Source organism: Rhodoferax sp. XS2R6 (genome assembly GCF_056521365.1).
The window spans coordinates 283,321-296,883 of the sequence record NZ_JBWMAY010000001.1 but is presented as its reverse complement, the minus strand read 5'-3'; the positions used below and the strand labels follow the sequence as shown (position 1 = coordinate 296,883).

The 13,563-nt window shown below is 62.2% G+C and carries 11 protein-coding genes; 5 read left to right on the top strand and 6 right to left on the bottom strand.

The window, feature by feature from the left end:
* Both mobA and moaA read right to left on the bottom strand, forming a co-directional pair.
* On the bottom strand, nt 1-648 hold the full coding sequence (gene mobA, locus AC097A_RS01415; protein ID WP_479619476.1) for a molybdenum cofactor guanylyltransferase MobA: 648 nt from the start codon (nt 646-648) through the stop codon (nt 1-3).
* The gene (moaA, locus tag AC097A_RS01410) at nt 641-1,729 is read right to left on the bottom strand and encodes a GTP 3',8-cyclase MoaA (RefSeq protein ID WP_479620183.1); all 1,089 of its coding nucleotides are present in this window, start codon (nt 1,727-1,729) and stop codon (nt 641-643) included. Before moaA ends, mobA begins: the two co-directional genes overlap by 8 nt.
* A gap of 166 nt (nt 1,730-1,895) precedes the next feature.
* On the opposite strand from moaA, the gene AC097A_RS01405 reads away from it, so the two are divergent.
* Genes AC097A_RS01405 through AC097A_RS01395 form a run of 3 tightly spaced genes read left to right on the top strand, consistent with a single transcriptional unit; the run spans nt 1,896 to nt 6,739 of the window.
* Nucleotides 1,896-3,857: a TonB-dependent receptor plug domain-containing protein gene (locus tag AC097A_RS01405; RefSeq protein WP_479619475.1), complete on the top strand. Its 1,962-nt coding sequence runs from the start codon at nt 1,896-1,898 to the stop codon at nt 3,855-3,857.
* 9 nt (nt 3,858-3,866) lie between these two features.
* The gene (locus AC097A_RS01400; protein ID WP_479619474.1) at nt 3,867-4,799 is read left to right on the top strand and encodes an ABC transporter substrate-binding protein; all 933 of its coding nucleotides are present in this window, start codon (nt 3,867-3,869) and stop codon (nt 4,797-4,799) included.
* Nucleotides 4,796-6,739, top strand: a complete 1,944-nt coding sequence (locus tag AC097A_RS01395) for a hybrid sensor histidine kinase/response regulator (RefSeq protein WP_105259647.1) — start codon at nt 4,796-4,798, stop codon at nt 6,737-6,739. The genes AC097A_RS01400 and AC097A_RS01395 overlap by 4 nt, the downstream gene beginning before the upstream one ends.
* On the opposite strand, the gene AC097A_RS01390 is transcribed toward AC097A_RS01395, so the two are convergent.
* Nucleotides 6,740-7,378 (bottom strand): response regulator transcription factor, encoded by a 639-nt coding sequence (locus AC097A_RS01390; protein ID WP_105259646.1) that lies wholly within the window; start codon nt 7,376-7,378, stop codon nt 6,740-6,742.
* 122 nt (nt 7,379-7,500) lie between these two features.
* Nucleotides 7,501-9,564, bottom strand: a complete 2,064-nt coding sequence (locus AC097A_RS01385; RefSeq protein ID WP_315494823.1) for a sodium-translocating pyrophosphatase — start codon at nt 9,562-9,564, stop codon at nt 7,501-7,503.
* 225 nt (nt 9,565-9,789) lie between these two features.
* Between AC097A_RS01385 and ppa the strand changes: the two genes are divergently transcribed.
* The gene (ppa, locus tag AC097A_RS01380; RefSeq protein WP_105259644.1) at nt 9,790-10,326 is read left to right on the top strand and encodes an inorganic diphosphatase; all 537 of its coding nucleotides are present in this window, start codon (nt 9,790-9,792) and stop codon (nt 10,324-10,326) included.
* A gap of 146 nt (nt 10,327-10,472) precedes the next feature.
* Here ppa and AC097A_RS01375 read toward each other — a convergent pair whose 3' ends face one another.
* Together AC097A_RS01375 and AC097A_RS01370 are read right to left on the bottom strand one after the other, a co-directional pair.
* Entirely contained in the window at nt 10,473-11,264 is a 792-nt protein-coding gene (locus AC097A_RS01375) for an esterase/lipase family protein (RefSeq protein WP_479619473.1), read from the bottom strand.
* Between the two features lie 10 nt (nt 11,265-11,274).
* Nucleotides 11,275-12,843: a wax ester/triacylglycerol synthase family O-acyltransferase gene (locus tag AC097A_RS01370; RefSeq protein ID WP_479619472.1), complete on the bottom strand. Its 1,569-nt coding sequence runs from the start codon at nt 12,841-12,843 to the stop codon at nt 11,275-11,277.
* A gap of 191 nt (nt 12,844-13,034) precedes the next feature.
* On the opposite strand from AC097A_RS01370, the gene AC097A_RS01365 reads away from it, so the two are divergent.
* Entirely contained in the window at nt 13,035-13,547 is a 513-nt protein-coding gene (locus tag AC097A_RS01365) for a chemotaxis protein CheW (protein ID WP_479619471.1), read from the top strand.
* Nucleotides 13,548-13,563 lie beyond the last annotated feature (16 nt).

The following is a 13,563-nucleotide window of genomic DNA, read 5'->3' as shown; positions in this document are numbered from 1 at the left end:
CTAGGGAGGGGGCTTGGCGGCCAGGTCCGCCAAGTTGTTCAAGTTGTCAAACGCATTGGCCGCATAGGCCGGCGTGTCAAAGTCTACCCACTGCACTCCGCAGGCCTCCATCCACGTCTGCACTTTGCGTTGCCCGCTGTCCAGGTAGCGGCCTAGTTCCGGCATCACATGGAGAGACAGCAGGCAGGCCAATGGGTGGGTGCGTGCGTTTGCGCGCGCGGCCGCCAAGCGGGCTGGTGTGGCCGCTAGTGCGCTCGACAAGCGCAGGGCCAGATCCAGTGGCAAGTGTGGCGTGTCGCACGGCACCAAAAGCACGTAATGGAGCGGCACTGGCCAGCTGTTGGCGTGTTGCAGGGATGCCATAACGCCTTGCAGCGGACCGTCGTAACCGGGACGTGCATCTGCCCAGACGGGGTAACCCAATGAGGCGTATTTTTCCAGGTTGCGATTGGCACTGATGCCGATGTGCTGCGCAACTCCCCAGCTTTGTGCCCGCAGGCGGGCCAGACTCCAGGCGACCAATGCTTGGTTTTGGTAGAGCTGCAGCCCCTTATCCACGCCGCCCATGCGCTGGCCCTGGCCACCTGCCAAAACCACGCACAAAGTGTTGGCGGGGCTGGCAGCAGGTGCTGGGCTGAATTCAGCCACCGATGTAACTCATCTCCACCCGGCGCACCGCAGATGCAGCGTCAGCGGGCAGGGCGCTGCGCAAGGCTGAATACTGTTCGCTGCGCTGGTGCCAGATCCGGCGAATCGCGGCAGCCAGTGGTGCATCGTCATTGCCGCTGCGCAGCAGGCTGCGCAAGTCGTAGCCCTGGCTGGCGAACAGGCACAGGTACAACTGCCCTTCGGTGGAGAGTCGGGCCCGGTTGCAGTCACCGCAAAAGGCCTGGGTGACGCTGCTGATCACACCAACTTCTCCCGCCTCGGTGTCATGCCGTCCTGTGGCGTCCGCGTATCCCCAGCGTTGTGCGGTTTCTCCCGCGCTGGCGTGTTCCAGGGCCACCAGGGGCCATTCGGTTTGCAGCAGGCGGACCACGTCGGCCGAGGGCATCACCTCGTCCATGCGCCAGCCATTGGTGGCGCCCACATCCATGTATTCGATGAAACGCAGCACGATGCCCGTGCCCTTGAAGTGCCGGGCCATGGGCAGTATCTGCTGCTCGTTGGTGCCCCGTTTGACCACCATGTTCACCTTGATCGGTCCCAGGCCCGCGGCCTGCGCGGCGTCGATGCCACGCAGCACGTCTTCGACCGGAAAATCCACATCGTTCATGCTGCGGAAGACGGCGTCGTCCAGTCCATCCAAACTGACCGTCAGGCGCTGGAGCCCTGCATCTTTGAGTGCGCGCGCTTTTTTGGCTAGCAGGGAGCCATTGGTGGTCAGAGTCAGGTCCAGTGGCAGGCCATCGGGTGTGCGCAGGGTCGCCAACTGCGCGACCAAAACCTCGATGTTCTTGCGCAGCAAGGGTTCACCGCCGGTGAGGCGTATCTTGCGCACCCCTTGGGCGACAAACTGGCGCGCCAACCGGGTGATTTCTTCAAAGTTCAACAGGGCGGTCTGCGGCAGGTACTGGTAGTCCTTGTCGAACACCTCCTTGGGCATGCAGTAGCTGCAGCGGAAGTTGCAGCGGTCGGTCACGCTGATGCGCAAATCCCGCAGCGGGCGGCCAAGCACATCTGTCAAACCGGCCTCTTCGGGCCAGGTTGCACGCGGGTCGGGTGCCATGCTGGCGACAGCGATGGAGCGGGAGCGTTGGTCTACCAAGGGTACGATGCGCAAATTGCCGGGTTCTGCCATGCACACTATTGTCCACGCTTCTGCGGCGAGGGGCGAATCGCAGGGCAAAATCAGGCACTACAAGAACACATAGTCTGTCGTTGGAGAAGAAACCATGTCCTCCAAACTTTTACCCCTATTGTTAACACTTGCCTGCGTGACGGCCCGAGCCCAAAGTGGTTCTTCGGCTAGCGCGGTGAGCGAGCGCGACTTTTTGGGCGAGGTGCCTGTGGTCCTGTCGGTATCCCGGTTGGCCCAGCCGTTGGACGAAGCGCCAGGGGCAGTGACCGTGCTGGACCGGCAGTTCATTCGCAATTCCGGAGCGCGAGACGTGGTGGACCTGTTGCGGTTTGTTCCGGGATTCCAGACGACGACATCGTTTGAAACGGATGCCCCCATGGCCACCTACCATGGGCGGATTGATGATTTTGCCAACCGCATCCAAGTGATGGTTGATGGGCGCTCCGTGTATTTTGGGCACATGGAGGGCTCAACGGGGCTCGGACTGCAGGTGCTTGCCATCGAGGACATTGATCGCATTGAAGTCCTGCGTGGGTCGAACTCTGCAACCTATGGAGCCCGGGCATTTTTGGGGGTCATCAACATTATTTCCAAACCGCTTCGAGAGCGCGTGGGTTCCAGTGTGCAGATGTCGGTTGGCGAAAATGGAATACAGGATGCCGGAGGTTACCTGGGATGGGGCGATCAGGATGCACTGTTCAGTCTCAGTGTGGATCGAAGAGCAGACGATGGATTGCGTGGCGCGTATGGCAAGAATCAAATTGAGCGCGTGAATGCGGCCGCGCTGCTGTTCCCGGCGGCAGGCCAGGAGCTGGAAGTACGCCTCGGCAGTGTGGGGGTTAACGCGGGCCGGGGCTCCTTTGACCCCACGGAATATGGAAACATGAAGCGGACGCGTTTCATGGGATCGCAGCATGCCCAACTGAACTGGCGCAATGCGGTCAGTGACAGCCAAGACGTCGAGGTGCACGTATCACGTACGACATTTGATCTTCAGGACAGTTTTCCATTTCTGGACCCCGGATCTGCCTATTACGGCTGGTCTTTTGTTGCCGGTGGCACGGAAACGAATGACGCCTTGTTGGTAGAAACGACCAACCGGCACTCCAATAGTTTGCGGTCGGTGATGGGGGCGGAGTTCCGGCATGAGTCTGTCTCTTCATCCGTGAATTTCGGCAATGACACCACCGTTTCATCGCAGTTTGGCCGCGTGTTTGGGACGTTGGAATGGCGAGCGGCCCCTGATTGGGTGCTGAACTTTGGTGCGCTGGCCGAGAGAAGCAGTCTGGGTGGCGATGCCTTCTCGCCCCGGGTGATGGCGAACTGGCAGGCGTGGCCGGGACACACGCTGCGTGCAGGGGTTTCGACTGCGTTTCGGCCACCAAGTGCCTATGAAAAGTATGCGGCACGCCACTATTGGAATCCGACTCATACACTGAGCACCCCCTATTTCACCTTGAACCCAGGTACTTTGGGCGCGGAGAAGTTGCAGACGGAAGAGCTGGGTTACAACTTCTCTCTCAGGAGTCTGCCCCTGAATGGGGACGTTCGTGTTTTTGCTGAGCACATCACCGATGGGATTCGCCACAACGAAGGATCACCCCAGGTCTATCTGGGGAAAGAGCGCGTCGACATCGTGGGCATGGAGTACCAGCTGGATCTGAAGTTGGGGTCATCGACGCGTGTGTTTACCGGTGGCGGCTGGACCAAGATTGATGTTCGCGATACCGTGTTGCCCAATCGGGCCTACCGCACCACCTACAGCGCGCCAAAGTTTGCGGGCTCTCTGATGGTGATGCATGAGTTCAGCCATCGCGTGGCTGTCACTTTGATGCACCAGCGTACGGAACAAATTACGTTGATGTCGGCCCAGGCGGGTGACCCCGCCTACTCTATGGGACGAACCGACGTGCGCGTGAGCAAAGCCTTTAATCTAGGTCGCAGAAAAGGCGAGATCGCATTTACAGTCCAAAACCTGGACCAACCCTACCGGGACGGTGACCGCAAATTCTTCTTCGACCGCCGCGCCTTTGTGTCGTTGCGGGTGGACCACTGACGCATGGGCTTGGCACGCACGCTTGGTGGCATCTTGCTCGGCTGGACGCTGTGGAGTGCTGGCTTGGTTTCTGCCGCCGAGGTGCTGGTCCTCAGCAGTGAGCGCAGCCCCAGCTACACCGATGCCAGCCAGGCGGCCGTGGCGGAGCTGGTGCGTTTGGGGGTGCGCCGTACGGATATTGTCCAACTCTATGCATCAGAACTGGCGGCTGGTGACCTGGGGACTGCACAAGGTGCCAAAGTTTGGATCACGCTGGGGTCGGATGCTTTGGCCCGTGCATTGCAACGCGAGGGGCGTCCCGCGCTGGTGTCGGCCCTGATTCCACGCCTGGGTTTTGAGCGTTTGTTGCGTGACAACCCTGGCAAGACGACTGCGCCTGCACTGGCCGTGTACCTGGACCAGCCCTTTGGGCGGCAACTCGATTTGATGCGCTTGGTCTTGCCCGAAACCCGGCGCGTGGGGGTGCTGTGGGGCCCGGAGTCGACAGCCCAGCAAGCGACCTTGCTGGCCGCGGCACAGGCGCGTGGCATGGACGTGGTGGCTGGCAGTGTGACGGCGTCGACTACGCTGTTTTCCGGTCTGAAATCCGTGCTGGATGATGCCGATGTGCTGCTGGCTGTGGCCGACCCACAGGTGTACAACAGCGCCACCATTTCCAACATCTTGTTGGCCACCTACCGTGCCCGTTTGCCTGTCATCGCGTTTTCTCCTGCCTACGTGAAAGCCGGTGCCTTGCTGGCGGTGTACAGCACGCCGCGCCAGATTGGCGTGCAAGCGGGTGCACTGGCGCGTACTGTGCTGCAGGGGGGGGCTGTACCTGCATCGCAATACCCGCTGGAATTCAGCGTCGCGGTGAATGAACACGTGGCCCGCTCGCTGGGAATGGTTCTGGATGAGGCCACCCTGAATGAACGCATGCACCGGATGGAGAGGCGCCCATGATGTTTCCTGGTATTCGCACACGCATGTTGGCGGCGGCGCTGGTGCCGGTCACCCTGGTGGTGCTGGCGCTGGTTGCGGTGTTCTGGACCAGCCGCGTCTCGGACCTGGATGAATCCCATGGCCTGCGCACACGCCTGATGGCGCGCCAAGTAGCGCTGGCCAGCGAGTACGGTATTTTTTCGGGCAACGTGGCCGCCCTGCAGGCGGTTTTGGCCGGGTTGCAGCGCGAACCCGATGTCCGCTCGGTGGCCGTGTTTGACATGGATGGACGCATGCTGGCCAGCTCCGGGGCACTGCATTACAACGGGTTTAAAGAGGCCAGTAGTCCGGCTTACGCCCAGTACCAGCGCAACGCTAGCATCGATGTGGTGGTGGAAGATGTGACCTCGGGCAATGTGGCCATTGATGATTTGTTTTCCCCTTCTCCCGGCGCGCAGGGGGCCGCACCGGAGGCGTTTGGCCACGTGGTGCTGGAGGTTTCCCGTGTTCGCTTGGTAACGCGTGAACGCGAGTTGCTGGTTCTGGCCCTGGGTATTGGCTTGGCGGGCCTGGTGCTGGGCGGCATTTTGGCCACCCGGATGGGAGAGGGCGTGGTGCGACCGGTGCTGCGCGTGTCCCGCATGATCGAACGCATTGGTGAGGGCGACCTGACGCCGAGCTCCGAGTCGCGCCCGACGGACCCGCTCTACGACCTGCAGACCCGTTTGAACCAGATGGCCCAGCGTCTGGCCTGGGGACGCGAGGAGATGGAGTTCCGGGTGGAGTCCGCCACGCGCGAGCTGCGAATCAAGAAGGAAGAGGCTGAGACGGCCACCCTGGCAAAGTCACGCTTTCTGGCCGCGGCCAGCCATGACCTGCGCCAGCCCACCCACGCCCTGGGCATGTTTGTGGCTCGGCTCGGGCAGTTGCCCCTGGACGCCCAGACGCGCCAACTGGTGGCCAGCCTGGAGGCCTCGGTGCAGTCCATGCAAGATTTGCTCGATGGCCTGCTCGATGTGTCTCGCCTAGACGCTGGTGCGGTACAGGTGCAGGTTGGTGCGGTGAATATGGGGGAGCTGTTCCACAGCCTGCGCAGGGCCCTGCAACCGTTGGCGGAGAGCAAGGGGCTGCGCTTGCGCATACGCCCCAGCCCGTACTGGGCCATGACGGACCCCGTGCTCCTGCAGCGCATGGTGATGAACCTCGCTAACAACGCGATTCGCTACACCGAGCGGGGCACGGTGATGATTGTCTGCCGGCGTGTGGATGGTGGCCGCAAGGTGCGCCTGGATGTGGCAGACAGTGGCATTGGTATTTCGCCCGCCCACCAAGAAGACATCTTCCGGGAGTTTTACCAAGTGGGCAACTCGGGGCGGGACCGGGCACAGGGTCTAGGCCTGGGCCTGAACATTGTGGAGCGTACCGCCCAGCTGCTGGGCCACCGCATCACGCTGCGCTCGGCTCTGGGCTGTGGCACGCGTTTTTCCATCCACCTGCCCGTGGCGCAGGCGGTGGAGGCCTCTACGGCCCTGCTTCCCATCGAGCCCCAGGGTCTGGGCGGTGTGGAGGGTATGCGCGTGCTGGTGATTGAAGACGATGGTTTTGCGCTGGAGGCGATCCGTGACTTGCTGAGCTCTTGGGGCTGTGTGGTGAATGCGGCGGCTACTGTGGCCCAGGCGCTGGACTTTGTGAACGCTTATGCGGCGCCTGATGTGGTGCTCAGCGACTTTCGCCTGGGAGAGGCGCGCAATGGCCTGGATGTGATTGCCATGGTGCGTGCCCATGCGCGGCGTGAGATCCCGGCCTGCCTGATGAGTGGTGACACGGACGCTGGCCTGATTCAGGCGGCCAAGGATGCGGGTTTAACACTGCTGCACAAACCGGTGCGCCCAGCCAAGCTGCGCAGCTTCTTGCGCCGCTCGGCCATGGCTGCCGAAGTGGAAGACTCCGCTGAGCTTTAGTTAGGCTGCCGAGGTGGGGCGGTAGCCGCAGCGTGCGGCTGCGACAACAGCCTGGGTGCGGTTCTGCACATCAAAGTAGCGCAGGATGGAGGCGACGTGGGTCTTGACGGTTTCTTCTGACACATTGAGGGAGCTGCCAATCTCCCGGTTCGACCGACCATCTAGTAACTCGCGCAACACCAGCTCCTGGCGCTGCGTGAGTGGGGGTTTGGCATTGGCGCCGTCAAACGACAGGGCGCCAAAGTCGCTGCCCAGCTCGGAGGGCGAATAGACGTCGCCATTGAGCACCAGGCGCACCGCGTGCAGCAGCTCATCACTGAGGCTGGATTTAGTGACGAAACCCGACGCACCGGACTGCAGCACCTGGCGCATGATTTGCACATTGGCCGAGCCCGACAACATGACGATGGGGAGTTCGGGGTGTTTTTTGCCAAACACATCCAGGGCTTGCAGGCCCGTCATGTCGGGCAGGTGGTAGTCCAGCAGCACCAAGTCAATATCGGCATGGTTTTCTGCCAAGGCAAACGCCTGCTCGCAGGTACCTGCCTGCAGCACAGAGACGTTTTCATCCAGACCCTTGAGCACCTGGTGCAGGCCTTCGCGCACCAGGGCGTGGTCGTCAATCACAAGTATTTTCACGGGCTTGCTTCAAGAGAGGGGCGCAAGACGCGCCTGTGGCAGCATGGTAGCGCAAAGCGGCAACTGCCAGTCACCATGCAAAAGGCCCGCCGAGGCGGGCCTGTGTGGCAAGCGGGGAGAACTCAGCCGCCGTGGATCTTCATCATCAACGGCACGATGAGCAGCGCCACGATGTTGATGATCTTGATCAGCGGGTTGACGGCTGGGCCGGCCGTGTCTTTGTAAGGGTCGCCCACGGTGTCACCGGTGACCGCGGCCTTGTGGGTTTCGGAACCCTTGCCGCCGTGGTGGCCGTCTTCGATGTACTTCTTGGCGTTGTCCCAGGCGCCGCCACCGGTGCACATGGAGATGGCCACAAACAGACCGGTCACGATGGTGCCCATCAGCAGGCCGCCCAGTGCGGCGGGGCCCAGGGCCAAGCCGACCACAATGGGCACCACCACCGGCAGCAGCGACGGAATCATCATTTCCTTGATCGCAGCCGTGGTCAGCATATCCACCGCAGTGTCGTACTCGGGCTTGCCCGTGCCATCCATGATGCCCTTGATCTCCTTGAACTGGCGGCGCACTTCCACCACCACCGAGCCCGCGGCGCGGCCTACGGCCTCCATCGCCATGGCACCAAACAGGTAGGGAATCAGGCCACCGATGAACAGACCGATGATGACCATGGGGTCGCTCAGGTCGAAGGTAATGTGTTTGCCAAACGCGTCCAGCTTGTGGGTGTAGTCGGCAAACAGCACCAGCGCGGCCAGGCCGGCAGAGCCGATGGCGTAGCCTTTGGTCACGGCCTTGGTGGTGTTGCCCACGGCATCCAGCGGGTCGGTGATGTCGCGCACACTGGCGGGCAGTTCCGCCATTTCGGCAATGCCACCGGCGTTGTCGGTGATGGGGCCGTAGGCGTCCAACGCCACCACAATACCGGCCATGCTCAGCATGGAGGTGGCGGCGATGGCGATGCCGTACAGGCCGCCCAGACTAAAGGCACTGTAGATCGCCATACAAACAAAAATCACCGGCCATGCGGTGGAGCGCATGGACACCCCCAGACCGGCAATGATGTTGGTGCCGTGGCCAGTGGTCGAAGCCTGGGCGATGTGCTGCACCGGTGCGTACTGTGTGCCGGTGTAGTACTCGGTGATCCAGACCAACGCACCCGTTAGCACCAGGCCCACGGTGCAGGCGCCAAACAGGCTGCTGGCGGACAAGACGTGGCCGTCCGTCAAGGTGATGGCGGCGGGGAACATGGACTGCGTCACAAAGTAAAACGCAATCAGCGACAACACGCCGGCAATGGCCAGACCCTTGTACAGCGCAGGCATCACATTCTTCATACCGGGTGAGGCCTTGACGAAGAAGCAGCCAATGATGGACGCCACAATCGACACCGCACCGAGCGCCAGAGGGTATAAAACGGCAGTAGCCCCCGCTGCACTTGCGAGAAGTGCTCCTAAAACCATAGTGGCGATCAGGGTCACCGCATAGGTTTCAAACAGGTCGGCGGCCATACCAGCGCAGTCGCCCACGTTGTCGCCCACGTTGTCGGCGATCACTGCGGGGTTGCGCGGGTCATCCTCAGGAATGCCGGCTTCGACCTTGCCCACCAGATCGGCACCCACGTCGGCGCCCTTGGTGAAAATGCCACCGCCCAGGCGGGCGAAGATGGAGATCAGCGAGGAGCCAAAGGCAAAACCGATCAACGGGTTGAGTTTGGCGGCGGTTACCACACCGTCCGGTACCAGGTACCAGTAAAAACCAGTGACACCCAGCAGACCCAGGCCCACCACCAGCATGCCGGTGATGGCGCCGCCGCGGAAGGCGACATCCAGCGCGGGGCCAATGCCCTTGGTGGCCGCTTGTGCGGTGCGCACGTTGGCGCGCACCGACACGTTCATGCCGATGAAGCCGCAAGCACCCGAGAGCACCGCACCGACTACAAAGCCCACGGCACTGAGGGGATCGAGAAAAATACCAATCAGGATGGTCAGGATCACGCCCACGATGGCGATGGTCTTGTACTGGCGAGAAAGGTAGGCGGCGGCGCCGGTCTGGATGGCGGCTGCAATCTCTTGCATGCGCGCATTGCCGGCGTCTTGGGAAAGGATCCAGCTGCGTGCCCACACACCGTACACCACGGCAATGAGACCACAGCCAAGCGCCAGAAACAGCGCTGTGTTGCCCGTCATAGAAATACTCCTCTATGGTTGTTTCGCAAAGATGGGAGCAACGCTAGCGAGGCCCCCGCTGCGTTGCTTCCTCAGTGCTCCAACCCTACAAAGCAAGGGGAGATGATTGGCCAACGGGCCGAATGTAGCGTGCTTTGAAGACAGCACGTGGAAAACGAAAGTGTGTAGTCAGTAAAATCCGGGTTAATCCCTAGGTTTCTGTTTTAACTTCACTAAGAGAACTCCATGTCCCTCGACAAAGTCACCCCTGGCAGCAAAGTCCCCGAGGCGTTCAACGTCATCATCGAAATCCCCATGAACGCCGACCCGGTGAAGTACGAAGTGGACAAGGACTCTGGCGCCATTTTTGTGGACCGCTTCATGAGCACCGCCATGCACTACCCGACCAACTACGGTTATGTGCCCAAGACCATCTCTGGCGACGGCGACCCCGTGGACGTGTTGGTGATCACCCCCGTGCCCCTGATCCCCGGTGTGGTGGTGACTTGCCGTGCCATCGGCATCCTGAAGATGACCGACGAAGCTGGCGAAGACGGCAAGGTGTTGGCCGTGCCCGTGGACAAGATTTTGTCGCTGTACAGCCAGTGGAAGAAGCCGGAAGACCTGAACCCCTTCCGCTTGAAGACCATTGCCCACTTCTTTGAACACTACAAGGATCTGGAAGAAGGCAAGTGGGTCAAGGTGCAAGGCTGGGAAGGCCCAGAGTCCGCGCAGAAGGAAATCATGGACGGCATTGCCAATTACAACAAGCAGCAAGCCTGAACCGGCCTGCGACGGGGTTTTAGAGGTCAAATAGGCCTCTAGCCCCCGTAGATACTGCGCAAGCAGCTATCAAAAAAAGAGCGCTTTCCCGTAAGGGGCAGCGCTCTTGGTGTTTGTGGCCCGCTGAAACGGCGCCCCGGCAACGCTCAGGGCCTTGTGGGGTCGGGAAACACCCACTGCTGCAGCTTGCCCGTGCGTTCAAACGGCTTCCAGGTGCCCGGGGTTTGGGCCAACCTGTCGGCTACCACCCACCAGGCGCTGGGGTTCAGGCCCAAGCCAATGTGGCTGGCAAATACTTCCACGTTTTCGGTGTGCGGGTTGGCCTGGCTGGGCGCCTGCAGGCTGGCGGGCCAAGCCACTACACCGTCGGTGCGCGAGTAGATGGAGGTGGTGGGTACCGGCGGCGCGGCCGGCAGGTCGAAGTTCTCGACCTCCTGCGCAATGCTGCGGCCGCTGGTGAGCTCGTAGAGGCGCCAGGCATTGGTGCTTTTGTGCGAGCCCGCAAAGGGTGTGCCCAAGGTAATGACGCTGCGCACATGCTGGGGCAGCTCCTTGGCCAGCTCACGGGCGTACACGCCGCCCAGGCTCCAGCCCACCAGGCTCACGGCCTCGCCGCTGGCCTCGGCCGTCTCTTGCACCTGGCGCTTGGCGGTTTCCAGCACGCCGGCGCGCGGGCCAAAATTGTAGCCCTGGTTCCAGCCCGAGATGTCGTAGCCCAGGTTGTTGAGGTAGGCCCGCAGTGGCAGCGTGGAGCCGTCGCTGGCCGAGAGGCCGGGGAACACGATGACCGGATGCCCATCGCCCACCGGCGCCTTGGCCAGTGCCGGCCAGCTGGGCAGCACCGACCACAGCTCCCAGGGGGCGCGCAGTTCCAGGGCCATGAGCCAGGCATTGGGGGCAGGGTGGTGATCGCCCTTGGGGGCACGCGCTTTGGCCATACGACGTATTTCAGGCCCGTTTTGCAGGCTGTTTTTTTGAAGGGGATTTCACAGTAGCAGCTTTTGCGGCCGTGCCCCACCGTGGTGCGGTGGCTTTAGTTGGGCCACTCTGTTTTTTTGTCGCCCTGGCGACTGGTGTTTCGGTGGGTGCTGCGCCCAGAAGGGCGCGACCTTCCTCAAACGCGGCCACCAGGGCCTGCGTTAGGTCTTGCACCTGGGGTACCGCCTGGGCGTCGGCAATCACCCCAAAGTCCACGCTGCCGGCGTAGGTCTGCACCGTGATGTTGAGGGCAATACCGTGCACCACGATGGACATGGGGTGGAAGGTGCGCATGCGTGCACCGGCCAGGTACAGCGGCACGCGTGGGCCCGGCACATTGCTGATGACCAGGTTGGCCACCATGGGCAGTCGGTGCGAGAGGCCGGTGGCGCTGTAGGTTTTGAAGGCGGCCTTGGCCACGCCGCCCACAATCCACGGCGCCAACAGCGAGGGGTAGTCGGTGGGCAGCATGCCCTTGAGCTGCACCATGGCGGTCTTGACCTTGGCGGTGGAGTCCATGATGGCCTGCAGGCGCTTGAGCGGCTGGGCCAGGTGCGTGCCCAGTGCCACCACGGTCATGGAGGCCTGGGTGCTGTAGTCGGTATTGCCCTCTTCGCGCAGGCTCACCGGCATGGCGGCCAGCAGGGGTTTGCGCGGAATGCCTCCGTGCTGGGCCAGGTAGCTGCGTAGTGCGGTGGCGCAAATCCACAGCACGATGTCGTTGAACGAGCCACCTGCGGCCTGCGCCATGGCGCGGCAGTCTTCAAACGGAATGCTGGCGGTGCCAAAGCTGCGCGCCGTGCCCACCGCCACGTTGAAGTCGGTCATCGGGGCCAGCGTGATGGGTGACTTGGGGCGCAAGCCGCTGCCTTGGCCCTGCAGGCTTTGCCGCGCCACGGTGCTGCCCAGGGCCTGCGCGGCTTGGGGCAGCGCGCGCGCCAGCTTGGCGTACTGGGCCAGTGAATCGGAGAACACCGCGCCCAGCATCTGGCCGACTTTGAGGCTTTGCGCCTTGCGCGGCTTCTCGTCGGGCGGCGGCACGGCGCGTGGTGTGGGGCCCACGTCCATCATGGCCTGCGTCAATACCGTGCCGCTTTTGCCATCCAGCGTGGCGTGGTGGATCTTGGAGTACATCGCGCCGCACACGGTGCCGTCCGGGCACAACACGCGGTCGAACACATGGAACTCCCACAGCGGGCGGCTGCGGTCGATCAGGCCGCTGTGCAGCTCGGCCGCCAGGGCCTGGGCTTGCGCCAGCGGCAGAGTGCGGCCTTTGACCTTGCGGATGTGAAAGCCCAGGTCCACCTCACCGGCCTGCAGCCACACCGGGTGGCCCAGGTCCAGCGGCATGAAGCCCAGCTTGCGTGTGAACACGGCGGCCAGGTGCAGGCGCTGGCCAATGTGGGCACTGATGGCCTTGTGCAGGCTGAAGCGCGGGGTGTCGGGCAGTTCGTAGAGACAGAACGAGCCCACATGCATGGGCATCTGCGGCGTCTCCAGGTACAAAAAGGTGGCGTCCAGGCCGCTCAAGGTGTTCATGGTGGGGTCTCCTGCGCACAGGGTAGCAGTGCCCACAGGGCCTGCCAGCTAGGGTTTGCCAAGGGCCGCAGCCCCAAGCTGGACGCCCCGTTTTGACACTGCAAATGCCGGGTTCCCGAAGCGGGGGTGCGCGTGTATGATGAATTGCAAGGCGTTGGAATCCCGTTTGCCGGGCCTGATCAGGAGTTCCTATGGACGTGCCACGAAACGCATCGATGCTGGACCACAGCCCTGCCCAGGGCGCCGCAGCCCATGCTGATTCCGGCCAGTACCTGACCCTGCGTCTGGGCACCGAAGAGTACGCCATCGACATCATGCGGGTGCAGGAGATTCGCTCCTACGAGCAGCCCATCAGCATGGTGAATTCCCCCAGTTTCGTCAAAGGTGTGATCAATCTGCGCGGCGTGATCGTGCCCATTGTGGATCTGCGCCTCAAGCTGCGTTTGCCGCACGTTGTTTACAACGACTTCACCGTGGTCATCATCCTCAAGCTGCGGGGCAGTGTGGTGGGGGCGGTGGTGGACGGCGTGTCGGATGTGGTGACGCTGAGCGCCCAGTCCATCAAGCCGACGCCGCAATTCGAATCGGCGCTGGACGCCCGTTTTATCCTGGGGCTGGCCCATGTGGGCGAGCGCATGCTGATTGTGGTGAACATGGAATTGTTGATGGGCAATGCCGAAATCGGTGTGGCAGTGGCCACCTGAACTTACTGGAGCACAA